This window comes from Streptomyces sp. NPDC087844, from assembly GCF_044742785.1.
GTDB lineage: Bacteria > Actinomycetota > Actinomycetes > Streptomycetales > Streptomycetaceae > Streptomyces.
On record NZ_JBIUVD010000008.1, the window covers coordinates 214,710 to 238,768 of the forward strand.

Annotated in this window: 24 protein-coding genes, 1 tRNA gene and 1 riboswitch; of the genes, 17 read left to right on the forward strand and 8 right to left on the reverse strand. The window is 70.8% G+C overall.

The window, feature by feature from the left end; all coding sequences use genetic code 11:
- The first annotated feature begins 92 nt into the window (after positions 1-92).
- On the forward strand, positions 93-758 hold the full coding sequence (locus ACIOKD_RS18525) for a helix-turn-helix domain-containing protein (protein ID WP_402084772.1): 666 nt from the start codon (positions 93-95) through the stop codon (positions 756-758).
- Positions 755-880 carry a DUF6126 family protein gene (locus ACIOKD_RS18530; RefSeq protein WP_402084775.1) on the forward strand — a complete coding sequence of 42 codons (126 nt, stop codon included), beginning with the start codon at positions 755-757 and terminating at the stop codon, positions 878-880. The genes ACIOKD_RS18525 and ACIOKD_RS18530 overlap by 4 nt, the downstream gene beginning before the upstream one ends.
- Before the next feature lie 30 nt (positions 881-910).
- Here the strand turns inward: ACIOKD_RS18530 and ACIOKD_RS18535 are convergent, their stop codons facing one another.
- The gene (locus ACIOKD_RS18535) at positions 911-1,708 is read right to left on the reverse strand and encodes a tyrosine-protein phosphatase (protein WP_402084778.1); all 798 of its coding nucleotides are present in this window, start codon (positions 1,706-1,708) and stop codon (positions 911-913) included.
- A gap of 168 nt (positions 1,709-1,876) precedes the next feature.
- Between ACIOKD_RS18535 and ACIOKD_RS18540 the strand changes: the two genes are divergently transcribed.
- The 3 genes from ACIOKD_RS18540 to ACIOKD_RS18550 all read left to right on the forward strand — a co-directional run bounded on the left by ACIOKD_RS18540 (position 1,877) and on the right by ACIOKD_RS18550 (position 6,585).
- On the forward strand, positions 1,877-3,985 hold the full coding sequence (locus tag ACIOKD_RS18540) for an alpha-galactosidase (protein ID WP_402085049.1): 2,109 nt from the start codon (positions 1,877-1,879) through the stop codon (positions 3,983-3,985).
- 284 nt (positions 3,986-4,269) lie between these two features.
- A riboswitch (cyclic di-AMP (ydaO/yuaA leader) is annotated at positions 4,270-4,445 on the forward strand.
- A gap of 4 nt (positions 4,446-4,449) precedes the next feature.
- On the forward strand, positions 4,450-5,403 hold the full coding sequence (locus tag ACIOKD_RS18545) for a peptidoglycan DD-metalloendopeptidase family protein (RefSeq protein ID WP_402084780.1): 954 nt from the start codon (positions 4,450-4,452) through the stop codon (positions 5,401-5,403).
- 396 nt (positions 5,404-5,799) lie between these two features.
- The gene (locus ACIOKD_RS18550) at positions 5,800-6,585 is read left to right on the forward strand and encodes an SGNH/GDSL hydrolase family protein (protein WP_402085052.1); all 786 of its coding nucleotides are present in this window, start codon (positions 5,800-5,802) and stop codon (positions 6,583-6,585) included.
- Between the two features lie 100 nt (positions 6,586-6,685).
- Here the strand turns inward: ACIOKD_RS18550 and ACIOKD_RS18555 are convergent, their stop codons facing one another.
- Both ACIOKD_RS18555 and ACIOKD_RS18560 read right to left on the reverse strand, forming a co-directional pair.
- The gene (locus ACIOKD_RS18555; RefSeq protein WP_402084783.1) at positions 6,686-7,306 is read right to left on the reverse strand and encodes a TetR family transcriptional regulator C-terminal domain-containing protein; all 621 of its coding nucleotides are present in this window, start codon (positions 7,304-7,306) and stop codon (positions 6,686-6,688) included.
- A 168-nt stretch (positions 7,307-7,474) separates the two neighbouring features.
- Positions 7,475-8,638: a Glu/Leu/Phe/Val dehydrogenase dimerization domain-containing protein gene (locus ACIOKD_RS18560; protein WP_402085054.1), complete on the reverse strand. Its 1,164-nt coding sequence runs from the start codon at positions 8,636-8,638 to the stop codon at positions 7,475-7,477.
- 328 nt (positions 8,639-8,966) lie between these two features.
- Between ACIOKD_RS18560 and ACIOKD_RS18565 the strand changes: the two genes are divergently transcribed.
- From ACIOKD_RS18565 to ACIOKD_RS18605, 9 genes are all read left to right on the forward strand, one after another.
- A complete protein-coding gene (locus ACIOKD_RS18565; protein ID WP_402084785.1) occupies positions 8,967-10,244 on the forward strand; it encodes an MBL fold metallo-hydrolase in 1,278 nt (425 codons plus the stop codon).
- 328 nt (positions 10,245-10,572) lie between these two features.
- Complete coding sequence (locus ACIOKD_RS18570; RefSeq protein WP_402084787.1) at positions 10,573-12,762, forward strand: ATP-binding protein; 2,190 nt, start codon at positions 10,573-10,575, stop codon at positions 12,760-12,762.
- Between the two features lie 71 nt (positions 12,763-12,833).
- Positions 12,834-13,268 (forward strand): roadblock/LC7 domain-containing protein, encoded by a 435-nt coding sequence (locus tag ACIOKD_RS18575; RefSeq protein ID WP_402084790.1) that lies wholly within the window; start codon positions 12,834-12,836, stop codon positions 13,266-13,268.
- A gap of 2 nt (positions 13,269-13,270) precedes the next feature.
- Positions 13,271-13,642 (forward strand): DUF742 domain-containing protein, encoded by a 372-nt coding sequence (locus tag ACIOKD_RS18580; RefSeq protein WP_402084793.1) that lies wholly within the window; start codon positions 13,271-13,273, stop codon positions 13,640-13,642.
- The gene (locus tag ACIOKD_RS18585) at positions 13,620-14,219 is read left to right on the forward strand and encodes an ATP/GTP-binding protein (RefSeq protein ID WP_107019936.1); all 600 of its coding nucleotides are present in this window, start codon (positions 13,620-13,622) and stop codon (positions 14,217-14,219) included. The genes ACIOKD_RS18580 and ACIOKD_RS18585 overlap by 23 nt, the downstream gene beginning before the upstream one ends.
- On the forward strand, positions 14,216-14,911 hold the full coding sequence (locus tag ACIOKD_RS18590; protein WP_402084797.1) for a GAF domain-containing protein: 696 nt from the start codon (positions 14,216-14,218) through the stop codon (positions 14,909-14,911). The genes ACIOKD_RS18585 and ACIOKD_RS18590 overlap by 4 nt, the downstream gene beginning before the upstream one ends.
- A gap of 295 nt (positions 14,912-15,206) precedes the next feature.
- The gene (tdh, locus tag ACIOKD_RS18595; protein ID WP_402084799.1) at positions 15,207-16,235 is read left to right on the forward strand and encodes an L-threonine 3-dehydrogenase; all 1,029 of its coding nucleotides are present in this window, start codon (positions 15,207-15,209) and stop codon (positions 16,233-16,235) included.
- Between the two features lie 86 nt (positions 16,236-16,321).
- On the forward strand, positions 16,322-17,524 hold the full coding sequence (locus ACIOKD_RS18600) for a glycine C-acetyltransferase (RefSeq protein WP_402085056.1): 1,203 nt from the start codon (positions 16,322-16,324) through the stop codon (positions 17,522-17,524).
- Positions 17,525-17,555: 31 nt separating this feature from the next.
- Positions 17,556-18,521, forward strand: a complete 966-nt coding sequence (locus ACIOKD_RS18605) for a LysR family transcriptional regulator (protein WP_402084801.1) — start codon at positions 17,556-17,558, stop codon at positions 18,519-18,521.
- Between the two features lie 93 nt (positions 18,522-18,614).
- On the opposite strand, the gene ACIOKD_RS18610 is transcribed toward ACIOKD_RS18605, so the two are convergent.
- Positions 18,615-19,859, reverse strand: coding sequence for an RICIN domain-containing protein (locus ACIOKD_RS18610; RefSeq protein ID WP_402084804.1), 1,245 nt, complete (start codon positions 19,857-19,859; stop codon positions 18,615-18,617).
- 228 nt (positions 19,860-20,087) lie between these two features.
- Here ACIOKD_RS18610 and ACIOKD_RS18615 point away from each other — a divergent pair, with 228 nt between their 5' ends.
- Positions 20,088-20,447: an MmcQ/YjbR family DNA-binding protein gene (locus tag ACIOKD_RS18615; RefSeq protein WP_402084806.1), complete on the forward strand. Its 360-nt coding sequence runs from the start codon at positions 20,088-20,090 to the stop codon at positions 20,445-20,447.
- A gap of 51 nt (positions 20,448-20,498) precedes the next feature.
- Here the strand turns inward: ACIOKD_RS18615 and ACIOKD_RS18620 are convergent, their stop codons facing one another.
- Both ACIOKD_RS18620 and ACIOKD_RS18625 read right to left on the reverse strand, forming a co-directional pair.
- Positions 20,499-21,410 (reverse strand): transketolase family protein, encoded by a 912-nt coding sequence (locus tag ACIOKD_RS18620; RefSeq protein WP_402084808.1) that lies wholly within the window; start codon positions 21,408-21,410, stop codon positions 20,499-20,501.
- 78 nt (positions 21,411-21,488) lie between these two features.
- On the reverse strand, positions 21,489-22,187 hold the full coding sequence (locus ACIOKD_RS18625; protein WP_402084811.1) for a transketolase: 699 nt from the start codon (positions 22,185-22,187) through the stop codon (positions 21,489-21,491).
- Positions 22,188-22,340: 153 nt separating this feature from the next.
- On the opposite strand from ACIOKD_RS18625, the gene ACIOKD_RS18630 reads away from it, so the two are divergent.
- Positions 22,341-22,414 (forward strand) — tRNA-Pro (locus tag ACIOKD_RS18630).
- Positions 22,415-22,529: 115 nt separating this feature from the next.
- Here the strand turns inward: ACIOKD_RS18630 and ACIOKD_RS18635 are convergent.
- Positions 22,530-22,793 (reverse strand): hypothetical protein, encoded by a 264-nt coding sequence (locus ACIOKD_RS18635; RefSeq protein WP_402084813.1) that lies wholly within the window; start codon positions 22,791-22,793, stop codon positions 22,530-22,532.
- Entirely contained in the window at positions 22,793-23,038 is a 246-nt protein-coding gene (locus ACIOKD_RS18640; RefSeq protein ID WP_402084816.1) for a DUF6480 family protein, read from the reverse strand. The genes ACIOKD_RS18635 and ACIOKD_RS18640 overlap by 1 nt, the downstream gene beginning before the upstream one ends.
- A gap of 149 nt (positions 23,039-23,187) precedes the next feature.
- On the opposite strand from ACIOKD_RS18640, the gene ACIOKD_RS18645 reads away from it, so the two are divergent.
- Positions 23,188-23,997: an SDR family oxidoreductase gene (locus ACIOKD_RS18645; protein WP_402084819.1), complete on the forward strand. Its 810-nt coding sequence runs from the start codon at positions 23,188-23,190 to the stop codon at positions 23,995-23,997.
- The last annotated feature ends 62 nt before the right edge of the window (positions 23,998-24,059 follow it).

Consider the following 24,059-nt stretch of genomic DNA (forward strand, 5'->3'; position numbering starts at 1 on the left):
GGGAACTGCGCGGCCAGCCGCAGGGTGCCCGCGCCTTTTGCCTCTGGGGCAAGTTATTTGCCTCGGAGGCAAAGCTGCGGCTCAATGGACACATGAACCCTGACAAGGGTACGCAACCCCCCGAACCGGAGCGGCTGCCCGCCGTCGCGCCCCAGCTACGCGCACTGCGCCACCGCGCAGCCCTCACCCTGGAGTCCGCGGCCGGTGCCGCCGGACTCTCGCCCGCCCATCTCTCCCGGTTGGAGACCGGCCGGCGCCAGCCCTCGCTGCCGATGCTGCTCACCCTGGCCCGTGTCTACGGCACCACCGTCTCCGACCTGCTCGGTGAGACGGTCACCGAGCGGGACGCCGTCGTGCGCTCCGCCGACATGGAGCCCACCCGGGCCGGCGGCTGGACGTACTGGCAGGCCGGCGCCGCCGGACGCGGCATGCAGTCCCTGCGCGTGCACGTCCCCTACGGGGCGCAGGGCGACATCGTGCGGGTCCACCCCGGCGAGGAGTGGCTGTACGTCCTGCACGGGCGGCTGCGGCTGCGGCTCGGGGACACCGCACACGTCCTCGAACCGGGTGACAGCGCCCACTTCGACTCGCTGACCCCGCACCGGATCGCCGCCGCGGACCGTGACGGGGCCGAGCTGCTCTTCGTACACACCCTGCTGCAGAGTCCGACGGCCGCGCTGTGTCTCGGGCCGGCGACGACCGTCACCGGCCCTTCCCTTTCCACGACTCCGACGACGATCTCAGGAGAAGGCTCATGAAGGACTTGGAGGAGAAGTTCCCACGCGCGCTGTGGGTTCGGCTCATCATCTATGTGGCGGTCGGGCACGTCTTCGCCGCCTTCGTCTACCTGCTCTTCACCCTGGGAGCCCAGAACCAGTAAGGGGTCCGGTAGGGGGTCCGGGCGGCCGGGTCAGTCGAGGAACCGCTGCCGCAGCCGCTCCCGTATCCCGGGGGTCACGCCGAGCGCCTGCTCCAGGTACGCGTCGACCCCGCCCCAGGTCTCCTCGATCGTGTCGAACGCCGCCGCCAGGTACTCGGCGCGTGCGTCGAAGAGCGGGCTGAGCAGCTCCATCACCTCGGGGGTGTACGCCGAGGAGGAGGAGCTGCCGCGGTGGACCTTGTAGCGGCGGTGCGCCGCGTTCGACTCCAGGTAGTCCGCCTCGATGGCCTCGCGCTCGACGCCCACGGCGAGGAGTGTCACGGCGACGGAGAGACCGGCCCGGTCCTTGCCCGCCGCGCAGTGCATCAGGGCCGGGACACTGTCCTCGGCCAGCGCGTGCAGCACCTGACGATGCTCGGCCGTGCGCTCCTTGATGATCGTGCGGTAGGACGTGATCATGCGGTTCGCCGCCTGGCCGTCCGCGAGCAGTTCCCGCAGCTCGTCCAGGTTCCCGTCGCGGACCATCTTCCAGAACTCGGCGCCGTCGGCGGGGTCCGTCAGCGGCAGGTTCACATTGCGCACCCCGGGCAGCTCGACGTCGGCGCCCTCCAGCCGCTGGTCGGCCGCATTGCGGAAGTCGAAGATCGTGTGCAGGCCCAGTGAGGCGAGGAACGCGGCGTCCGAGGGCGTCGCGTGCGCCAGGTGGCCGCTGCGGAACAGCCGTCCGTACGCCACCCGCCGGCCGTCCGCCGTCGGCAGGCCGCCCACATCGCGGAAGTTGCGTACGCCGGCCAGCTCGGGTTCGGTCGACGGGACCTGCTGCGTCACGGGGGCTCCTCCCCTCGGCCACCGACGCGGCTCGTCGGCGAGGTGCGTATCCGACGATACGACATGGGTTCGTGGGCCAATGAGTTGTCCACAGGCGTTGCCCGAAAGGCAGGTCGGCCCTGATGATGTTGGGGCTTGAGCGTGCCTGTTCGAATATGTGAGGGCTTGATGGTAGAGATCGGCGCAGACGGCCGTACGTGGCTTCTTTCGGGACCCACGAGCAGCTACGGCCTGCGGCTCGGTGACGAGGACGAGCTGCTTCATCTGCACTGGGGCCCGAGGATCGCGCTCGCCGACGCCGAGGCGCTCGCCGCGGGCCCGGGTCCCGAGTACTGGGCGTTCGAGGCCACCCTCGACGGCCATGAGGAGTACCCGGTCGAGGGCGGCCCCCGCTTCGTACGGCCCGCGCTCTCCGTGCGCACGCCGGAGAGGCGCGGCACCGAATGGCGCTTCGAGGGGTACGAGACCGCCGACGGGGAGGGGGCCGCCGAGGCCGCCGGTGACGAGTTGCGGCTGAGGTTCTCCGACTCCGGGCTCGGCGTCACGCTGCACTACCGGATGCGGGCGGGCACCGACGTCGTCGAGCGATGGGTGACCCTCGCCAACGAAGGGCCCGCCCTGGAGGTGCTGCGCGCCGACTCCGCGACCTGGACGCTGCCGCGGCACGACGGGTGGCGGCTGTCCCAGCTGCACGGACGCTGGGCGGCCGAGTCCCGGCTCGTGCGCTCCGAACTCACCTACGGCGAGAAGATCATCGGCAGCCGACGCGGGCACACCGGGCACCAGCATCTGCCGTGGGTCGCCCTGGACGCGGACGGCACGGCGACCGAGGAGCTGGGCGAGGTCTACGGCTGCGCCCTCGCCTGGTCGGGGACCTGGCGGATCGCGGTGGCCCAACTGCCCGACGCGCGCGTGCAGATCACCGGCGGGGCCGGATACGACGACTCGGGTCTGCTGCGGCTGGAGCCCGGGGAGACCTTCGTCACTCCCGTCTTCGCGGGGCTGTGGAGCGACGGCGGCTTCGGCGGGGCGAGCCGCGCCTGGCACGCGTACCAGCGCGCGCACGTGATCCCGGACGCGGACCAGGACCGGCCCGTGCTCTACAACTCCTGGGAGGCCACGGAGTTCGACATCTCCGAGGAGCAGCAGCGGGCCCTCGCCCGCCGGGCCGCCGACGCGGGTGTCGAGCTGTTCGTGGTCGACGACGGCTGGTTCGGGGCACGCACCAGCGACCGGGCCGGCCTCGGCGACTGGACGGTCAACCGGGACCGCTTCCCCGGCGGCCTCCGGCCCCTCAGCGACTACGTGCACGGGCTGGGGATGCAGTTCGGCATCTGGGTCGAGCCCGAGATGGTCAACCCCGACAGCGACCTGTACCGCGCGCACCCGGACTGGGCGCAGTTCCAGCCGGGACGGAAGCGGACGGAACTGCGCAATCAGCTCGTCCTGAACCTCGCCCGCGAGGACGTCCAGGAATACCTGTGGGAGCAGCTCGACGCGCTCCTGGCCAGTGCGCCGATCGACTACGTGAAGTGGGACTTCAACCGCTGCTTCACGGACGCGGGGTGGCCCGGCGAGGCGTACCCGCAACGGTTGTGGGTGGATCATGTGCACGCCCTGTACAAGCTGTTGGACCGGCTGCGGGCGGCCCACCCGGGCGTAGCCTTCGAGTCCTGCTCGGGCGGCGGCGGCCGGATCGACCTCGGGATCATGGCGCGTACGGACCAGGTGTGGACCTCGGACAACACGGACCCGCTGGACCGGCTCGCCATCCAGCACGGCTTCAGTCAGGTGCACCCCGCGCGGGCCATGGCCGCCTGGGTCACCGACAGCCCGAACACGCAGCTCAACGGACGCGTCAGCTCGCTGCGCTTCCGGTTCGTGAGCGCGATGGCCGGGGTGCTCGGCGTCGGCGGCGACCTCACCCGCTGGACCGAGGAGGAGCTGGCCGAGGCGCGGACCTGGGTGGAGCTCTACAAGGAGATCAGGCCCGTCGTGCAGGGCGGTGAGCTTCATCGGCTGCGGGCGCCGCAGGGCGGACTGAGCGCCGTCCAGTACGTCCGTGACGGTGACGCCGTCGTCCTCGCCTGGCTCCAGGCCCAGCATTACGGAGAACCGGCCGCGCCGGTGAGGCTGCGGGGCCTCGACCCGTCGGCATCGTACAAATGTCTCGAAACGGGCGAAGTCCACCGAGGTGCGGTGCTGTTGCACCACGGGTTGCGGACGGGGTTGCGTGGGGACCTCGATGCGGCAGTTATCCGCCTGCGTCGCGTGTGACTGATGTGTCCGTAATGGAGCCTTCATTCCAACTCGCGCCGGAGTGAAGGCTCCTGGGGCGGTCCTTGGTGAGCAGCGTCATACCCGTGACGTTCCGCTGTCGCCATGCTCACGTAAGTCCGCTTTGTTTTCAGGGGTTCAACAAACCAGGGACAGCCCGTATTCACGCAGGGTGACCGGTATTTCGGTCGAGGATCAAGAAAACGGGGCACACAGGAAACCCTCAAGCTTGTTCCGGCCTCTTCATGTCGCTTACGTTCGCCTCCAATCCGGACGGACGCCCAATCCTGCCGCCGCCCGGAATCCGCACACTCACCCGTATGTGGCAGGAGCGGGGGACCCACAGGTAGTACGCCTGTTCCGGTCTCCGGAACGGCTTGGGGTTAAGTCGTGCGAAAGCACGGCCGGGCATCTCCAGCTCGCACCCGACAGCTCACCTCGCAGGCGCCGGAGAGGAATTCGTCATGCCCGCGAAGGGTAAGCACCGCCGTCCCAAGTCCCAGCGTTTCACCCGATCCATAGCCGTGGCCGGAACGGGGGGCGCAGCACTCGCCCTCCCGCTGCTCGGTGCCGCCGGAGCGCACGCCGCGACTCCGCAGACCGCCGCCGATTCCGTGTCGAGCGCCGCGAATGTCGCGAATGTCGCGAGCGTCGAGTCCGCCGCTGCCGCACCGACCGCGGAGAAGCAGGCCGAGGCGAAGGCCGAGGCGAAGAAGGCCGCGACCAGGACGTACGCCGTGCGTTCGGGCGACTCCCTGTCGAAGATCGCCGACACGCAGGACGTCAGTGGCGGCTGGAAGAAGCTGTACTCGGACAACCGCACGTCCATCGGCGGCGATCCGTCTCTCATCCACCCGGGCCTGAAGCTCGCCATCGGCGGCAAGGCGGCGGCTTCGAGTTCCGACTCCACCGCCCCCAAGTCGTCCGGCAAGTCCGCCGACAAGTCCGCCGACAAGCCCGCGGCCAAGAAGACGACCACGGCGTCCAAGGCCGCGGACACCTCGACGGCCACCGGCTTCTCGCTGCCGGTCTCGGGGGCTTCCATCGGCACCGCGTACAAGATGTCGGGCAGCATGTGGTCCAGCGGGTACCACACCGGTGTCGACTTCGTGGTTCCCACCGGTACCGCGCTCAAGTCCGTCGGTGCGGGCACGGTCGTCTCCGCGGGATGGGGCGGCGCGTACGGCAACCAGGTCGTCATCCAGCTCGCCGACGGCCACTACGCCCAGTACGCGCACCTGTCCTCCCTCTCCGTCTCGGCCGGTCAGACCGTGACCGGCGGACAGCAGGTCGGCCTCTCGGGTGCCACGGGCAACGTCACCGGACCGCACCTGCACTTCGAGATCCGCACCACCCCGGACTACGGCTCGGACGTGGACCCGCTGGCGTACCTGCGCGCCAAGGGCGTCTCCATCTGACGCCGGCCGACGCCTGCTGACGCCTGCTGACGCCTGCTGACGCCTGCCGACGCCTGCTGGTGTCGGCCGACGCCTGCTGGTGTCGGCCGACGTCGCCGACGTCGATTCGCGTCGATCGGTGCCGACCGCCCGGCTCGTCTCCGAAGGCCGGACCCTGTGATCCCCGGGGTCCGGCCTTCGGCATGTCCCGCTCCCCCGACGACCTCCTCGCCACACCCCGCGGCGCCGGGAGCTGCGGCAGCGCCACCGAACGCGTCCCTTATTCCGGGATTGACCAACACTTGACGAGTGGCTTATCTCACCGGGCGTCAACCCCGTCCTACGGTCGCGTAGGTCACACCTCAAGGTGAATCATGGGCCGACGTGGCAGACGATTCGAAAGACGACAACAGATCAGTGATCGGGTCGTACGTGGCGGTGGGGGACAGCTTCACCGAGGGCGTCGGCGACCCTGGTCCGGACGGGGCGTTCGTCGGCTGGGCCGACCGGTTCGCGGTACTGCTCGCGGACCGGCGGCCCGAGGGCGACTTCGATTACACCAACCTCGCGGTTCGCGGGAAGCTGCTCGACCAGATCGTCGAGCACCAGTTGCGGCGGGCCAGGGAGCTCGCGCCGGACCTGGTCTCCTTCTGCGCGGGCGGCAACGACATCATCCGGCCGGGCACCGATCCCGACGAGGTCGCGGAGCGATACGAGCGTGCCGTCGCCGACCTCACGTCGGCCGTCGGCACGGTCCTCGTGACCACCGGGTTCGACACCCGCGGCGTACCCGTGCTCCGGCACATGCGCGGCAAGATCGCCACGTACAACCTGCATCTGCGGGCCATCGCGGACCGGTACAACTGTCCGGTGCTCGACCTGTGGTCCCTCAAGACCATCCAGGACCGGCGGGCCTGGGACGGCGACCGGCTCCATCTGTCGGCCGAGGGGCACACCCGGGTGGCCCTGCGCGCCGGCCAGGTCCTCGGCCTTGAGGTGCCCGCGGACCCGGACCAGCCCTGGCCCGTGCTGCCGCCGCGCGGCACGCTGGAGATGCGGCGGGACAACATCCACTGGGCACGCGAGTACCTGGTGCCGTGGATCGGCCGGCGGCTGCGCGGGGAGTCCTCGGGCGACCGCGTGGAGGCGAAGGGGAGCCTGTCTTTGAACGACATCAAGTCGTGGATAGAGGCCGTGGCCTGAGTGTTTGAACGCTTGCGTACCTGAACGCCTGCGTACCTGAACGCCTGCATGTCTGCGTGCCTGAATGCCTGAATGCCTGAATGCCTGAGGGATGGTTGCCTCAGGCATTCGGAGCCTGGGGCTCGACGTGGTCGAGCCCCAGTTCCCGGGCCAGCGCCTCGTCCACCCACTGCTGGGTGCGGGCGCGTGAGACCGCGCCGGGATACGCCGTCATCTGCACGGCCAGCCCGTCCAGCAGGGCGGTGAGGCGCAGTGCCGTGGCCGTCGGGTCCGGGCACCGGAACTCGCCCGCCGCCACACCCTCGGCGATGACCTCGGTGAGCGCGGCCTTCCACTGCCGGTCCAGGTCACGGGTGACGTCCCGCAGCGCCGGCTCGCGCAGTGCCACCGCCCAGCCCTCGATCCACAGGCGCCAGCCCTTGGCCTGCCCGGTCGGCGCGTACCAGCGCACGGCGGCCCGCAGTCGTCGCAGGGCCGTCGTCCGGCGGCCGAGGAGCTTGCGCAGATGGGCGAGGTCGTCCGCGGCCGCGTACGTGAACGCGGCGGCGACCAGTTTCTCCTTCGTGGAGAAGTGATAGAGCACGAGGGCGTTGCTGACCCCGAGCGCGTTCGCCACATCGGCGATCCGCACCGCGGACACACCGCGCTCCTCGATCTGCCCGATGGCGGCCCGCAGCAGTTCCTGCCGCCGCTCCGCCACACCCAACCGCACTCTCGCCACCGGGCAACCCTATGGCGTGGCCGGGGGCGATGCGTCCGGAAGGGCGGTTACCGGCCGCGTGCGCACCATCATGGTGCGGGCCTCGCGGGGCCTTCACGGACCCGGCCGTGAGGGCGTCGGCGTCGGTGTCGGCATCGGTGTCGGTCTGGCCCCGGCGCGGTGGGGTCTTCAGCGGTACCGGCCGAACCGGTTCGCGATCTCCGGCAGGCGTTCCGCGACGATGGCGTGCGCGGCCGCCCGTGGTGTCGAGCCATCGGTCTCCGCGCGTGCGAGCGTCTGCTCGATCAGGGCGCGCATCGAGCGGCGCGTGTACGCGAACGCCTCCTCCGCGTCGGCCCCGATGTCACCGAACAGCGTCCACCACCACCAGGCGTTGGTCCCGGAGTTGACCACGACGTCTGGCAGGACGGTGACTCCGCGCGCGGCGAGCAGTTCCTCCGCCTCCGGCAGGACGGGCATGTTGGCCGCCTCGACGATCCAACGGGCCGTGATCCGCTCCTGGTTGACGATGTCGACGGCGTACGAGACCGCGGCCGGAACCAGTACCTCGGCCCCCGCGGACAGCCAGGCGTCACCGGGCAGTTCACGGTCGGCGGGGCGCAGGGCCGAGCGGTCGACCGTGCCGTACGTGTCGCGTGCGGCGAGCAGCGCGTCGATGTCCAGCCCCTCGGCGTTGGCGATCGTGCCCTTCACGTCGGCGACCGCCACGACACGCAGCCCCGCGCGCGTGAGGAACCGGGCCGTGGCCCCGCCCATGGTGCCCAGGCCCTGTACGGCGACCCGTGTACCCGCGTACGCCACCCCGGCCCGGTCCAGTGCCGCCAGCACCGACTCGGCCACCCCGCAGCCGCCGACCAGCTCGTCCAGGCCGATGCCGTCCACCTCGACCGCGAACGCGTCCGCCAGCCGCCGGCGGGCCGCCTCCTCGTCGTCGAGCAGGGGGTACACCGCCTGGATCGACGACACCAGGCCCGCCTCCGTCGCGGCGCGGTCGACGAGATCCTGGGTGAGGCCGAGGTCCTCGCCGGTGGCCCAGTGGTTCTCGATGTACGGGCGCATGGCACGCAGATAACGCACCAGCAGGCCGTACGCCTCCGGATCCCGGGGATCGCAGTCGATGCCTCCCTTGGCGCCGCCCAGCGGGATGTAACGGCCCTCCGGGTTGTAGTGCAGCGCCTCCTTCATGGTCATTCCCCGGGCCAGGCCCGCGACCTCGGCCTGCGTGCACCCCTCCCGCATCCGCAGCCCGCCGCTGGAGACACCGCGTACCAGGCGGTCCACGACCAGGTGCCCCTGACGGCCCGTGACGTGGTCGGTCCAGGTGAGCGACATCAGGGGGGTGCTGTCCGGGTCGTTCACAGGGGCTCCTCGGGAACAGGGATCGGCTTCGGAACGTTTGACCGGCTGGAAGCCGGGCGCACACAGCGTCCCGGTGCCGGTCCTGCACCTTCGCTACTGAATGATCGGTCAGTTTCGAAAGTGCCGGGCACATCTGTCAATCGTGTCTGTCGACGTGCTGAACGGATCTTCGGTGTGAGTGGTGGGGTACGGGGTGATCCTGTCCGTGCCCGGCACGGACACCGCCCTGTCACGCGCCCGACCCGGCGCTGTCAGAGGCGGCGACCATAATGGATATTCAGACCGACCCACTGGAGGTGCCGTGACCGGCTCCCGTTCCCTGAGTTCCGGGCTCCGTGCTCTGCGCCCCGCCGCGTTCGGCGTGGATCCGAGTGGTGAGCGCATGCAGCGCATCCGCAGATCTCCGAACTACGCGGACGGCGTGTTCCGCAATCCCGAGGGTGCCCCTCGTCCGGACGGCGCCATGCGCGAGTTCGCGAAGTCCTACTTCCGCAAGGAGGAGCGTGTCCTGCGGGCTCCGGCGGGCGTCGTGCCGGTGCATGCCACGACTCTCGCCGACCTTGCCGCGCATCCGGCCTCGGGGCTGCGGCTGACGTGGATGGGCCACTCCAGCGTGCTGGCGGAGATCGACGGACACCGGGTGCTCTTCGACCCCGTCTGGGGCGAGAGGTGCTCCCCGTTCGCCTTCGCCGGGCCCAAGCGGCTGCATCCGGTGCCCGTGCCGCTGGCGGCGCTCGGCCCGGTCGACGTGGTCGTCATCTCCCACGATCACTACGACCACCTCGACCTGCCCACGATCAGGGCCCTGGCGGACACGGACACGCTGTTCGCGGTGCCCCTCGGCGTCGGCGCCCATCTGGAGCACTGGGGCGTCCCGGCGGACCGGCTGCGCGAGCTGGACTGGCACGAGACGACGAAGGTCGGCGGCATCTCCCTGACCGCCACACCCGCCCGGCATTTCTGCGGCCGAGGATTGCGCAACACGCAGCACACCCTCTGGGCCTCCTGGGTGGTGGCGGGCGACGAGCACCGGATCTACCACAGCGGCGACACCGGTTACTTCACCGGCTTCAAGGACATCGGCACCGAGTACGGCCCCTTCGACGCCACGATGATCCAGATCGGCGCGTACAGCGACTTCTGGCCCGACATCCACATGACGCCCGAGGAGGGCATGCGCGCCCACCTCGACCTCCAGGGCGACCGGCCCACCGGCGTGATGATGCCGATCCACTGGGCCACGTTCAACCTCGCGGGGCACCCGTGGGCCGAGCCGGGCGAGGGCACCGTCACCGCCGCCCGCGCGGTCGGCGCCCGGGTCGCGCTGCCCCGCCCGGGCGAGCCCTTCGAACCCACGGCGGAGACCGTTCCGTCCGAGCCCTGGTGGCGGGGTGTGGCCCTGGCGCCTAAGGGTGGCTGGCCCGACATCGAGAAGACGGTCACCGAGAAGACGGTTGTGGCGGGGGTGGCCGTCGATGAGGCCGTCGCCGAGGAGGCCGTCGTCGAGAAGGCGGCCCGTGACACTCCGCGTGACAAGGCGGCGGACACCGGAGACCCGGAATCGGTGCCGGCGGGATGACCTGAGGCTGTCCGAAGGCGGTCGGCGAGGGCGGAGGAGCGAACTGCTCCTCCGCCCTCGCCGTTTCTCGTTGACCGCTTCTAACCAGGTCTGAGCAGGTCTGATCGGTTCAGTTTGGCGCGGAGGCGTGTGTTCGAGGGGTTTATCGGTCTGTCGTACGAACGCTCATACCAGAGGGGACGTCAGTCATCGGACTTTGTCATCTGACCACCACACGTGATGCGGTGGCGACTACTGTGAGTGGCCGCTGAGCGACAGAGGGCCGATTTCCTCGGCTCTCTCGACCGGGGGATCCCCACAGCCCCGCCACACCAGTACGAGGACGTCGATGTCTCACCTTCGCGCACCGGCCGCACGCGCAGACCGCCGCGAGGGCGGGCGGCACGGGCGACCGGCCTCCCGCACCACCCCCACACTGCCCGAGACCCACATACGGCCCCAACTGCTCCGCCTCGCGATCCTGCCGCCCCTCGCGGTGGCTCTCAGCGCGAGCGCCGCCGTGCTCTTCACCGTCCGTACGACCGGCGCACGCCCCGACCTCACCCTGTGGATCGTGCTCTCCGGAGCCCTCGCGGTCGCTCTCGCGGGCATCGTGATCGCCACCGTGGCCGCCGACCGGGCCGCCCGGTCCGTGCACGACCGCATCGGAACGCTGCGCCGCATCAGCGTCCGGGGCCAGGCCGATCTGCTCAGCCTCGTCGAGACACTGCGCCGCGGTGACGGGCCGCCCGTCCGCAGGCCGCGCAGTCGGCCCGCCGCGGACGCCGACGACTTCGACCTGCTCGCGGAGGACCTGGCGTCCGCGCACGACGCGGCGATCGGCGCGGTCGTCCAGGCATCCCAGCTGTCCAGCCACGCGGGCAGCGAGCAGAAGGTCGAGGTCTTCGTCAATCTGGCCCGGCGGCTCCAGTCCCTCGTACACCGCGAGATCTCGATCCTCGACGAGCTGGAGAACGAGATCGAGGACCCGGACCTGCTCAAGGGTCTCTTCCACGTCGATCACCTCGCCACCCGCATCCGCCGCCACGCCGAGAACCTCGCGGTGCTCGGCGGTGCCGTCTCGCGCCGGCAGTGGAGCCATCCGGTCTCCATGACCGAGGTGCTGCGTTCCGCTACCGCGGAGGTCGAGCAGTACTCACGGGTCAAGCTCGTACCGCCCGTCGACGGGACCGTGCGCGGGCACGCCGTGGCCGACGTGATCCATCTGCTCGCCGAACTCGTCGAGAACGCCACGGTGTTCTCGGCGCCGCACACCCAGGTGCTGCTGCGGGCCAACGTGGTCACGTCGGGGCTCGCCGTCGAGGTCGAGGACCGCGGGCTCGGCATGCCGCTGGCCGAGCAGCACAGGATGAACGCGCTGCTCGCCGACCCGGACCAGGTGAACGTGGCGAGTCTGCTCCAGGACGGCCGGATCGGGCTGTTCGTGGTCTCCCAGCTCGCCCGCCGGCACGGGATCGCCGTCCGGCTGCAGACCAACATCTACGGCGGCGTACAGGCCGTACTGGTGGTGCCGCAGGCGTTGCTCGGGGACGAGGAGGGAGCGCAGACCGGGGCGCGGACGGTGGCGCCGGCCGGGGTGAACGGGTCTTCTCCGGCACGGGGTGCGGTGGTGCGGGGTGCTCCCGCTGTCACGGGGGGTTCCGCTCAGGGCACGCCTGCGCAGGGGTCCCCTGTCCATCGGGTTCCGGCCCGTGGGGCCCCCGTACACGGGACCCCGCCACATGGGACCCCCGCCCGCGGGACCCCCGCTCAGGGGCCAACTACACCTGCGGCAGCCAGACATGGGGTGTCCGCGCATGGGGCCCCGACACATTCGGCCGCGGCACATGGAGCCCCGGCCCATGGGACCCCGGCCCATGGGACCCCAGCCCATGGGACCCCAGCCCATGGGACCCCGGCGCACGAGGCATGGACCGCCGTGCAGGCGCAGGCGCAGGCGCATGCACAGTCGCAGCCGGACGGTACGCCGGTCGGGCCGATCGGCGTGAACGGCGGCGGGGGCGGTCCCGCTCCCCTTCCGGTGCGGGGGGCCGAGACCAGGGCCAACCCCGCGGAGGCCGTTCCCGGGATCCGCCCCGACGACAGGCAGGCCGTTGCCGACAACACGGCCACGCCGCCCACCCCGCGCAACGGCGTGGTGCGCGGCAGCATGAGCAGGCCCCGACTGCCCAGGCGGCGGGCCCAGGAGCACCTCGTGCCCGAACTGCGCGGCGGGCCCGCGCCCCGGCAGGAGTCCGAGTTCCCGGTGGAACACGATCCCGGTCTGATGGCGGCGTTCCAACGTGGCATCGGGCTCGCCGAGGCCCGGTGCAGGGAGATGGATCCGATGGGTCCGGCCCACATGGAGCCGACGCCCAGGGAGCCCGCCCCCGTGGAGTCCGCCCATACGGGCCCCGATCACCTGGACGGATCCCTCTTCGGCGAGACGCGCACAGTGCACCCGGTGCACGCGCGGCCCGAACCGTCGGAGGCGTCGGAGGCGTCCGCCCGGCACGACGGGAGCACACCAGCCGGATGAACCACGCCGCCCCCGCCCCCACCCACACTTCCGCTCCCGAAGACCTTCGTACTGCAAGGAGTCGATCCCTCATGGCGAGCGATGTGCCGACCGGCCACGCATCCGATCTCGACTGGCTGATGAGCGGCCTCGTACAGCGCGTACCGCATACCAGGAGCGCGGTGCTGCTCTCCTGCGACGGCCTCGTCAAGTCGGTGCACGGACTCGACCCCGACAGCGCCGACCACATGGCGGCCCTGGCGTCCGGGCTCTACTCCCTCGGGCGCAGCGCGGGCGTCCGTTTCGGCGACGGCGGCGACGTGCGCCAGGTCGTCGTCGAACTGGACTCCACGCTGCTGTTCGTGTCCACCGCGGGTTCCGGCACCTGTCTCGCCGTGCTCGCCGGACGCGACGCCGACGCGGCCGTACTCGGCTACGAGATGGCGATGCTGGTCAAGAGCGTCCGACCGTACCTGATGACCGCGCCGAGGCAGCACAACGTCGAACCGTCGGCGATGAGGCCTTGAACGTGGCCGCGGCCGGCGACGGGCCCTGGCTCGACGGGGCGGCCGGCCGCCTGGTGCGGCCCTACCAGGTGAGCAACGGCAGGACCCGGCCGAGCACCGCGCTCGACCTCCTGTCCCAGGTGATGGCCACCGGTGTCACCCCCCTCGGCTACCTCGGCCCCGAACACGCCCAGGCGCTCGAACTGTGCCGGGACCCCGTCTCGGTGGCCGAGGTCGCCGCGCATCTGAAGCTGCCGGTGGCAGTGACCAAGGTGTTGCTGTCCGACCTCGTCGACTGCGGGGCGCTGTCCATGAAGCCCCCGACGTTCCACCACAACCCCACTGACCGGTCTCTTCTGGAGGCAGTGCTCGATGGACTACGACGACAGCTCTGACCCTTTCCCCACCGCGTTGAAGATCCTGGTGGCGGGAGGCTTCGGGGTGGGCAAGACCACCTTCGTCGGCGCGGTGAGCGAGATCGCGCCGCTCAGTACGGAGGAACTGCTGACCACGGTCAGCGCCGCGACCGACAATCTCGACGGCATCGAGAACAAGGTCGAGACGACCGTCGCGATGGACTTCGGCCGCATCACCCTCGACGCGGAACATGTGCTGTACCTGTTCGGCACGCCCGGACAGGAACGGTTCTGGTTCATGTGGGACGAGCTCTCCGAAGGCGCGCTCGGCGCCGTCGTCCTCGCCGACACCCGCCGCCTGGAGGACTGCTTCGCCGCCGTCGACTTCTTCGAACAGCGCGGTCTCGGCTTCATCGTCGCCGTCAACGAGTTCGACGGCGGTTTCCGTTACGACCCGGAGGAGGTGCGCGCGGCCATCGACCTCGACCCGGGCGTGCCGGTCGTCCGCTGCGACGCGCGGATCTCCAGTTCAGGAGTGCAGACCCTGCTCACCCTCGTCCGCCACCTGCTCGCCCACGCACCCACGCGCGCCCCGAGCCACGGAGCACACACATGAGCTACGACCCGTCGCGCCCGGCCGGTCGGCTGCTGCTCACGCCCGAGGACAAGGAGGCACCCGCCCGAACGTGCCGACTGCGTGTGCTGGGCCTGGGGGAGCGTGCGGAACCGGCCTTCGACGCGTTCGCGCGGCGGCTGGCCGAGCTGGCCGGGGCGCCGTACGCGATGGTCAACTTCGTCGGCGAGGAACGGCAGTTCTTCGCGGGCCTGCATGCCCAACCCCCGCATGCCCAACCCCCGCATACCCAGCCCTCGTATGCCCGGCTCCCGCATTCCGGGCTCCCGGACACCCGGCACGACGCCAGTGACGCCGGCACCGGCGGCGACCGTGGCAGTGCGGCGACCCGTGGCGGCGCCGGCCACAGTGGCTCGGCCCCGCCGTCCATCGGACCCGGCCGCCATATGGCCCGCGAGTACGGGTTCTGCCCCCATGTGGTCGTCCGCCGCAAGGCGTTGGTCCTGGAGGACGTGCGGGACTATCCGCGTTTCGCGGGCAATCCGGTCGTCGACGAGTACGGCATCCGCTCCTACCTGGGCGCCCCTCTTCTCGACCGCACGGGCATCGCGCTGGGCACGGTGTGTGTCACCGATGTCGAGCCCAGGCCGTGGGGAAGGTCCGGCCTGGACACCATCAAGGCGATGGCGGCGGAGCTGGTCGAGCAGATCGAGTCGAGGGAGGGCGGGATCTGACCGAGGGCGGGATCTGACCGGGAACCGGCCCACGGCGCACCCCCGGGCGTTACGGGGCATGGCGGGACTGCCGACTCCTCGGGCGCCGGTGTTTTCCGAAGAGGGATACGGCCGGTGGCCGCCGAAAGATCGATGGGAGACCGATGGTGTGAAGGAAAGCTGCGGCAGAGGTTAAGAAAACCTCGATGGACCCGGGGGTCGATGTACGGCAGATTGCTGCTCGAATCCACTCCTCTCCCCGGTGCGGGCGTCCTTCGGCATGCCTGGATCCGGGACCTCACGCACGGGAGCCCCGTTGAAGGCGCTGGTCAAGGAGAAGGCGGAGTTCGGGCTGCGGCTCATGGACGTACCGGAGCCGGTCGTCCTGCCCGGAGATGTGCTGATCAAGGTCCTGCGGACCGGGATCTGCGGCACCGACCTGCACATCCGCAACTGGGACGGCTGGGCCCGGCAGACCGTCAAGGCGCCGCTGGTGCTCGGCCACGAGTTCGTCGGCGAGGTCGTGGAGACGGGCCGTGACGTCGGCGAGATCGCGGTGGGGGACCGGGTCAGCGGCGAGGGCCACCTGGTCTGCGGGAAGTGCCGCAACTGCCAGGCCGGTCGGCGCCACCTGTGCCGCGCCACGGTGGGCCTCGGGGTCGGCCGCGACGGCGCGTTCGCCGAGTACGTGGCGCTGCCCGCGTCCAACGTCTGGGTGCACCGCGTCCCCGTCGACCTCGACATCGCCGCGATCTTCGACCCCTTCGGCAACGCCGTGCACACCGCGCTGTCGTTCCCGCTGGTCGGAGAGGACGTACTGATCACCGGAGCGGGTCCCATCGGCCTGATGGCGGCCGCCGTGGCCAAGCACGCGGGGGCCCGGCACGTCGTCGTCACCGACGTGAGCGAGGACCGTCTGGAGCTGGCCCGCAAGATCGGTGTCACCCTCGCGCTGAACGTCGCGGAGTCGGGCATCGCGGACGGCCAGCGCTCCCTGGGCCTGCGCGAGGGCTTCGACGTGGGCCTGGAGATGTCCGGCAGCCCGGTCGCGATGCGGGACATGCTCGCCAACATGACGCACGGCGGAAAGATCGCCATGCTCGGACTGCCGTCCGAGGAGTTCGCCGTCGACTGGTCCCGGATCGTCACCTCCATGCTCACGATCAAGGGCATCTACGGCCGCGAGATGTTCGAGACCTGGTATGCCATGTCGGTCCTTCTCGAAGGCGGCCTCGACCTCGCGCCGGTCATCACCGGCCGCTACGGCCACCGCGACTTCGAGGCGGCCTTCGCGGACGCGGCGAGCGGCCGCGGTGGCAAGGTCATCCTCGACTGGACCCTGTAAGGGCCCGGCCCGCCAAGGCTCCGGACCTCCTCGAAAACTCCGGCCCCCGGCCGACGGTCTTTGGACCGGACTCTAAAGGACTGATGATGTTCGACTCCGTACGTGACGACCTCCGCACCACCCTCGACGAGATCCGCGCCGCGGGCCTGCACAAGCCCGAGCGCGTCATCGGCACCCCGCAGTCCGCGACCGTGACCGTCACCGCGGGCGCTCGTGCGGGTGAGGTCCTCAACTTCTGCGCCAACAACTACCTCGGCCTCGCCGACCACCCGGAGGTCGTCGCCGCCGCCCACGAGGCACTCGACCGCTGGGGCTACGGCATGGCGTCCGTGCGCTTCATCTGCGGTACGCAGGAGGTGCACAAGGAGCTTGAAGGGCGGCTGTCCGCGTTCCTCGGCCAGGAGGACACGATCCTCTACTCGTCGTGCTTCGACGCCAACGGCGGTGTGTTCGAGACGCTGCTCGGCGCGGAGGACGCGGTGATCTCCGACGCCCTCAACCACGCGTCGATCATCGACGGCATCCGCCTGTCGAAGGCCCGCCGGTTCCGCTACGCGAACCGTGATCTCGCCGATCTGGAACAGCAGCTCAAGGAGGCGGCGGGCGCCCGCCGCAGGCTGATCGTCACCGACGGCGTCTTCTCCATGGACGGCTACGTGGCCCCGCTGCGCGAGATCTGCGACCTCGCCGACCGCTACGACGCGATGGTGATGGTCGACGACTCGCACGCCGTCGGCTTCGTCGGCCCCGGCGGCCGGGGCACCCCCGAACTGCACGGCGTCATGGACCGCGTCGACATCATCACGGGCACCCTGGGCAAGGCTCTCGGCGGCGCGTCGGGCGGTTACGTCGCCGCCCGCGCCGAGATCGTCGCCCTGCTGCGCCAGCGCTCTCGCCCGTACCTCTTCTCGAACTCGCTGGCCCCGGTGATCGCCGCCGCCTCGCTCAAGGTCCTCGACCTGCTGGAGGCGGCGGACGACCTGCGCGAGCGGCTCGCCGCGAACACCGCGCTGTTCCGCTCCCGGATGACCGAGGAGGGCTTCGACATCCTGCCCGGCGACCATGCCATCGCCCCGGTGATGATCGGGGACGCGACCGTCGCCGGCCGGATGGCGGAGCTGCTGCTGGAACGCGGTGTGTACGTGATCGGCTTCTCGTACCCCGTGGTCCCGCAGGACAAGGCACGTATCCGCGTCCAGCTGTCCGCGGCGCACTCCACCGAGGACGTGAACCGCGCCGTGGACGCCTTCGTGGCGGCCCGCGCGCAGCTGACGGACGACGCCGCCTGAAACTCCCCGAAGTCCTGAGAGAATCGGGCGCATGATCGAAGCGCGGCGGCTCCACATTCTCCGGGCGGTGGCGGACCACCGGACGGTGACGGCCGCTGCCGCCGCGCTCTACCTCACGCCCTCCGCGGTCTCGCAGCAGCTGACCGCCCTGGAGCAGGAGACGGGGCACCGCCTGGTCGAGCGCGGCGCACGGGGCGTACGGCTGACTCCGGCCGGTGAGATCCTGCTCGGCCACACCAACGCCGTCCTCGCGCAGCTGGAGCGAGCCGAGGCGGAGCTCGCCGCGTACAGCTCGGGTTCGGCCGGTACGGTCAGCGTCGCCTCCTTCGCGACCGGCATCGCCCTCGTCGTCGCGCCCGCCCTGGCCCGCCTCGCCCGCACGGCGCCCGGCATCCTCCTCCGTGTCCAGGACGCCGAGGGCGACGCCAGTCTGCCGATGGTGCTCGACCGCCAGGTCGATGTCGCGGTCGCCGTCGAGTACCGGGGCGCCCCGGACGCCGACGACCCGCGGCTCGCGCACATCCCGCTGTACGCCGAACCGTTCGACGCCGTCGTGCCCCGGACGCACCGCCTCGCCGACCGTACGGAGGTGCCGCTCGCCGAGCTGGCCAAGGATCCGTGGATCGGACCGTACCCGGGCAACCCCTGCCACGACGTGGTGGTCCTGGCCTGCGAGCACGCCGGTTTCCAGCCCCGGCTCGAACACTCCTCGGACGACTTCCGGGCGGTGGTCGCGCTGGCGTCGGCGGACGCGGGGGTCGCCCTCGTACCGCGTTCGGCCCTGCAGGGCATGGACCTCACGGGAGTGGTCGTGCGCCCCGTCGACGGCGTCGCCCCCACCCGCCGCGTCTTCGCCGCGGTACGGCGGGGAGCCGAGGCCCACCCGCTGATCCTGCCGGTGCTGGAGGCGCTGGCGGAGGTGGCGGAAGTGGCGCCCGGCGTCCCGCATCTGGGATCGCATCCCGAAGGTGAGACGTCTGAGACGTGTGAGACGTGAGGGAGAGGTGGGCGTCTGGACGGGCGGCTTGAGGCCGCGGCCGAGGGCACCGCGCACCGGCTCGACACCGGCGACTGCCTGCCCTCGGCCCGGTTATGAACGGGTGAAGATCCACTCGTGGTTGTTCTGGCCCTCCGGAGCGCAGGGCCAGATGATCAGGCTGCGCGTGGAGTCGTTGTTGGCGTAGGAGTCCAGGCACTGGTTGTTGCTGGCGGCGTTGCGTATCCAGAACCTGCCGTCGGACTGCTTGTCCAGCCACCACAGCTGGTTGTCGTTCGTGGTGCCGTTGCACGGAAACTCCGTGACCTTGGTGGCACCTCCGACGCCCTGGTAGCCGGGCAGGTCCAAGCACATGCTGTCCATGACATTGCGGATCTGGAAGAGCGGTGCCCCGCCGGGCCCACCCTTGTCGTAACGCTTCTCGACATTCCACAGTTGGTTGTCGTCGGTATTGCTGTTGCACGTCGCGTGGGTCACCGGCCCGTCCGCCTTGCCACTGCTGAAGCCGGGGACGTCCACGCAGGTGCCGTTGGTGTTGTTCTTGATGAGCACCCTGGACACGACGGCCGGCAGCGTGCTCACTGCCTTCTTCGTGGCAGCCTTCTTCTTTTTGCTCGGCGAGGGGCTGGGCTTCGAAGCGGGCGCGGCGGCCTCCTCCGCGACCGGCGGCGCGGCCACGGCCTTCTCTTCCTCTTCCTTCTTCTTCTTTTCCTTCTTCGACACCGGCTCCGTCTTCGCGGGGGAGGGAGCCTGGGTCGCGAAGACACCGGCCGGGCCGTTGGCCTCGTTCAGGACGGTGTCGGCGGCCGCGTTGTCGACGGTCTTCTCCTCGTCCTTGTCCGTGACCGTGATCAACAGCGGTACGGCGATCAGAATGGCGCCCGCCAGCGCGGCACCGGCGAGCACCGGCTTACGGGGTCTGCCGACCGCGCTCTGGGTGGAGACGGCCGTGTTCTTGCCGGTGGCGACGGTCGCGACGGCCTCGTGCTCCTCCCTGGTCGCCGCGGCGGAGAGTGCCTGCGCGTTGCTCCCGCTCGCGGCGCCTTCGCTCTGGGCACTCCCGCTCTGGGAACTCCCGGTGGTGCCTTGCGCGTTCTCACCGGCTTCGGCTTCGGCTTCGGCTTCGGCTTCGGCTTCGGCCTGTGTCTCGGGCTTGCCCGCCTCCGCAGGTCCACTCGCGGTCTTCTCGGCCTCGGCCTCGGCGTCCGTGCCGGTGCCGGCCTCCGGCTTGCTCGCGGGGGTTCCGGTGAGCTGGGCCGCGACGGCCTCGGCGTCGGGAGTGCTGGATGCCGCTGTGCGGGCGGAGGAGTCTCCCGATGCCTGCTGCTGGTCGGACATGTACTTCCATACCTTTCCTCTGGGCCAACGGGGAAGAGAGGAAACCGTTGCGGGGCGGGGCACGACCCGGGATGCGGGGGCGCGGGTCGTACGGCTGGGGCCAGAGTAGTTGGTGTGGTGTCGGGGGCGGTCGCCCAGGCGGTGAATTACCGGAGCGCAGGCCTGGGTTGTGGCGCTTTCGGACCCAGGTCGACGGTCTTGTCAGTGCCGTTGGTTACGGTGCGTTCCATGCACGATGCCGATGACGTACGCCGAATCTGTCTCTCTCTGCCGGACACGGTGGAGAAGATCGCCTGGAGCATGCCCACCTTCAGGGTGGCGGGGAAGATGTTCGTGACCCTGCCCGAGGAGGAGACCTCCATGGCTGTGCGCTGTCCGAAGACGGAGCGCGACGAACTGGTCCTCGCCGAGCCCGAGAAGTTCTGGGTCGCCGATCACGAGGCCGGGTCCGCATGGGTGCGTGTGCGGCTGGCGGCCGTCGAGGACACCGGCGAGTTGCGTGACATCCTCGCGGACTCCTGGCGGCAGGCGGCACCGGCCCGACTGCTGGATTCCTACCCGGAGTTGGGGGTCGTGACGGACGCCTGAGGGAGGGCGGCCCGGCAACCGGCGGGTCCGGTCGGGTCCGGCCGGCTCCGGTCAGGCTTGTGCCCGTACCCCCAGGAACGCGTCGATCCGGCCCCGCAGGGACTTCGCGTCCAGCCCGTGTGCGGCCACATGCTCCTCGACGAGGCCGTACCGGCGCAGTTCCCGGCGGCCGACGCCGAGGCCGAGCACGCGGTGCGGCAGGTCCACCAGGGAGTCGTTCACGGCGGAGACCGACGTACCGGCCAGATACGGCTCGACCAGGACCACGTCGGTGCCCGCCCCTTCCGTGGCGTGGCGCAGCGTGGCCGCGTCGAAGGGCCGCACGGTCGTCGCGTACAGCACGGTGACGTCGAGTCCTTCGGTCGCTTCGAGCACGGGGTCGAGCAGCGGACCGACCGCGACGACCACACCGGCCCGCCCCTCGCGGACGGTGCGGAAACGGGCGCCGTCGACGGGGAGAGCCTGGGTGTTGGACTGCGCGGACAGCCGCACGTACACCTTGTCGTCACCCGCCGCGACGGCGTGCCGCAGCAGCGTCTCGGCCTCGTCCGGATGGCCCGGCACATGTACGGTCCAGCCGTCCAGGGTGTCGAGGAGGGCGACGTCACCGGGGGACATGTGGGTGTAGCCGCCCGCCGGCCAGTCGAAGGACGCGGCCGCGCTGACCAGCACCGCGCCCACGTCCTGGTGGCCGAGATCCAGCTTGATCTGTTCGAAGGGCCGCTCCACGAGGAAGCTGGCGAAGGTGTGCACCACGGGGCGGAGGCCGGTCAGCGCCAGACCGGCGCCCGCGCCGACCAGCAGCTGTTCGCGGATGCCGACGTTGATCACCCGGTCGGGATGCCGGCGCCGGGCCTCCTCGAAACCGGCGAGACCGATCTCGGCGAGGATGACGGCGACGCGCGCATCCTCGTCGAGCAGCCGTGACACGACGGGAGCGAACCGATCACGCATGGTGTCCATGGAAACCTCTCAGAAGGCAGAAGGCAGAAGGGATGAAGGCAGGGCTGGGGGAGGTGGGTCGAGGGCCGGTGGCCGGCCTCAGATGTCCTTCGGCTCGACCTGGGCGACGACCACGCGTGGGCGCCTCGGATGAGGTGCCGTGAACGCGGCGTACAGAGCCTCGTGGTCCCGCCCGTCGACGGTCGCGGCGGACCAGCCCGCGACCTCGAACCGCGCCGCGATCCCGCCGGGCCGGGCGTAACTGGCGGAGGAGTTGTCGATCACGACGGTGTGCAGGCGGTCGAGCCCGGCCGGGCCCGCGTAGGCGATGGCCTCGTGGTTGCTGCCCTCGTCCAGTTCGGCGTCCCCGACGAGCACCCACACGTGCGGGTCGTGGAGCCCCTGGGCCCGCAGTCCCAGCGCCGTACCGACCGCGATCGGCAACCCGTGCCCGAGCGAACCACTGCCGATCTCGGCGCCCGGCACGAGTACGCGGTCCGGATGGTGGCCGAGCGGCGAGTCGTACGAGCCGAAGCCCGGAAGCCAGTCGAGCGGGACGAATCCCTTGGCGGCGAGCACCGCGTAGTAGGCCATCGGCCCGTGTCCCTTGGACAGCAGGAACCTGTCCCGCCCGGGGTCGTCCGTCCGATCGGGCCCGACCCGCAGCACCCGGTCGTAGAGGACCCAGAGCGCGTCGAGCGTGGACGTCGCCGCCGGTCCGTGCTTCTCGTCCCCGCTCATCAGCTCCATCAGACCGGGCAGCGCTCCGTACCGGTGTTCAGCCGTTGTTGTCGTCATGCGGACGATCGTGCAACCTCAAGCATGATTGAGGTCAAGCGGTGGCCGTGAGCGGCCGGAGGCGGGACAAAAGGAGTGCGCGACCACCGACCCGAGTGCGGTATTGTTTCGATGTCCGTTCAGCCAGGGGAAACCCCAGGTCACGACGGGCAACGGGACGTGGCGCAGCTTGGTAGCGCACTTGACTGGGGGTCAAGGGGTCGCAGGTTCAAATCCTGTCGTCCCGACTGGAGACAGTCGTAGGTCAGGGCCGGTTTCGGAGGTTTCCGAAACCGGCCCTGATCGTTTCTGGGGACCAGTTGGAGACCGGCGTCCTTGGGGCAAGCCGCAGCCGGGCCTCTCTCACGGGCGGGGGTTGACGCGCCGCCACGGGGGCTTGGCGTCGGCGCCCCTGCGTCCGGCGACGGAGGCGCAGCGCGGGCAGAGTCGCTGGACGCGGTCCGCGGCGCCGCCCGACTCGGGGATGGCGTCCTTCCACGGCACGTGCGGGAAGCGGGTGAGCCGGGACCGGCTCAGGGAGAGCCCGCAGACCGTCTCGTTGCGGCCCTGCTCCCACGCGTGCACCTCACCGGCGGGCAGCCGGGACAGGTCCGTCATGATCACCATCACCTCAGCACCAGTACGAGCGCGTAGACCAAGAAGAACGCCGCGATCAGCACCGCCAGAGCGATGATCACCGTCAGAGGGCCCTTCGCCCAGTCCTTCGGCGGGTTGTGCGTCTCCCGGGGGCCCGCCCCCGGCATGCTGCTCTCGGCGGGCGGGGTCTCCCCCGGCGGCACGCCCCCGCCCGGTTCCAGTCCTGTGGAGGTGCGGGGGTCCGGGTCCGGGTCCGGCGGGTTGAAAGGAGTCATCCGTCCCAAGTTCCCACGACATGCCGGACCTCACCTCTCGTACCGGCACGGTGCGTGACCGCGCGGCACGGTTGGGGCGGGTCCAGGTGGAAACTCGCGGGCGTATACGGCCCGGCCCGGGCCGGGACCGCCAGGCCCGAGGAGGCTCCATGACCGTCCCCACCGCTTCCACCGACGCAGTGGCCGTCGTCACCGGCTCGGACTCCGGCATCGGCCGGGCCACGGCCGTCCGGCTCGCCGAAGCCGGGATGGACGTCGGTATCACCTGGCACAGCGACCGGGAGGGCGCCGAGAGGACGGCGCAAGAGGTGCGCGGCCACGGCCGTCGCGCGGCCGTCGCCCGGATGGACCTGTCCCGGCTGCCCGATGCCGCGACCGCGGTCGACGAACTCGCCGAGCGGCTCGGCAGACTCGACGTCCTGGTCAACAACGCCGGTACGGGTACCGCGACGCCCTTCCTCGACCTGAAGCACGAGGACGTCACGCACGTGCTCGACGTCGACCTGGTCGGTCCGTTCCTGTGCGGCCAGCACGCGGCGCGCCGCATGATCCGGCAGGGCGGAGGGGGCCGCATCGTCAACGTGACCTCGGTGCACGAGCACCAGCCCCGGGTGGGCGCGGCCCCGTACTGCGCCGCCAAGGGCGGCCTCGGGCTGCTGACGCAGGTGATGGCCCTGGAGCTGGCGGAGCACGGCATCACCGTCAACGCCGTCGCGCCCGGCGAGATCGCCACGCCCATGACCGGACAGGAGGACACGGACGTGCACGGCGAGCGCCGCCCGGGCATCCCGCTGGGCCGGCCCGGTGACGCCCGTGAGATCGCCGCCGTCATCGCGTTCCTTGCGAGCCCCGACGCCTCGTACGTCACCGGCGCCTCCTTCGTGGCCGACGGCGGCATGGTGCGGATGGGCCCGCAGGCCGGGTCCCACCTGCGGAGCGACGAGTGGCGGCGCCCCTGACGCGTGCGTACCCGCCCACGCGAAGAGGTGGCGCACCTGGCCCTGCGGTATAAGGGAATTCA

Bases quoted from the DNA above. Each gene is read 5' to 3' on its own strand.
- ACIOKD_RS18525 (WP_402084772.1), top strand. From the start codon at position 93: ATGAACCCTGACAAGGGTACGCAACCCCCCGAACCGGAGCGGCTGCCC.
- ACIOKD_RS18530 (WP_402084775.1), top strand. From the start codon at position 755: ATGAAGGACTTGGAGGAGAAGTTCCCACGCGCGCTGTGGGTTCGGCTC.
- ACIOKD_RS18540 (WP_402085049.1), top strand. From the start codon at position 1,877: ATGGTAGAGATCGGCGCAGACGGCCGTACGTGGCTTCTTTCGGGACCC.
- ACIOKD_RS18545 (WP_402084780.1), top strand. From the start codon at position 4,450: ATGCCCGCGAAGGGTAAGCACCGCCGTCCCAAGTCCCAGCGTTTCACC.
- ACIOKD_RS18560 (WP_402085054.1), bottom strand. From the start codon at position 8,638: ATGTCGCTCACCTGGACCGACCACGTCACGGGCCGTCAGGGGCACCTG.
- ACIOKD_RS18570 (WP_402084787.1), top strand. From the start codon at position 10,573: ATGTCTCACCTTCGCGCACCGGCCGCACGCGCAGACCGCCGCGAGGGC.
- ACIOKD_RS18575 (WP_402084790.1), top strand. From the start codon at position 12,834: ATGGCGAGCGATGTGCCGACCGGCCACGCATCCGATCTCGACTGGCTG.
- ACIOKD_RS18585 (WP_107019936.1), top strand. From the start codon at position 13,620: ATGGACTACGACGACAGCTCTGACCCTTTCCCCACCGCGTTGAAGATC.
- ACIOKD_RS18590 (WP_402084797.1), top strand. From the start codon at position 14,216: ATGAGCTACGACCCGTCGCGCCCGGCCGGTCGGCTGCTGCTCACGCCC.
- ACIOKD_RS18600 (WP_402085056.1), top strand. From the start codon at position 16,322: ATGTTCGACTCCGTACGTGACGACCTCCGCACCACCCTCGACGAGATC.
- ACIOKD_RS18605 (WP_402084801.1), top strand. From the start codon at position 17,556: ATGATCGAAGCGCGGCGGCTCCACATTCTCCGGGCGGTGGCGGACCAC.
- ACIOKD_RS18610 (WP_402084804.1), bottom strand. From the start codon at position 19,859: ATGTCCGACCAGCAGCAGGCATCGGGAGACTCCTCCGCCCGCACAGCG.
- ACIOKD_RS18615 (WP_402084806.1), top strand. From the start codon at position 20,088: ATGCACGATGCCGATGACGTACGCCGAATCTGTCTCTCTCTGCCGGAC.
- ACIOKD_RS18620 (WP_402084808.1), bottom strand. From the start codon at position 21,410: ATGGACACCATGCGTGATCGGTTCGCTCCCGTCGTGTCACGGCTGCTC.
- ACIOKD_RS18625 (WP_402084811.1), bottom strand. From the start codon at position 22,187: ATGACGACAACAACGGCTGAACACCGGTACGGAGCGCTGCCCGGTCTG.
- ACIOKD_RS18635 (WP_402084813.1), bottom strand. From the start codon at position 22,793: ATGGTGATCATGACGGACCTGTCCCGGCTGCCCGCCGGTGAGGTGCAC.
- ACIOKD_RS18640 (WP_402084816.1), bottom strand. From the start codon at position 23,038: ATGACTCCTTTCAACCCGCCGGACCCGGACCCGGACCCCCGCACCTCC.
- ACIOKD_RS18645 (WP_402084819.1), top strand. From the start codon at position 23,188: ATGACCGTCCCCACCGCTTCCACCGACGCAGTGGCCGTCGTCACCGGC.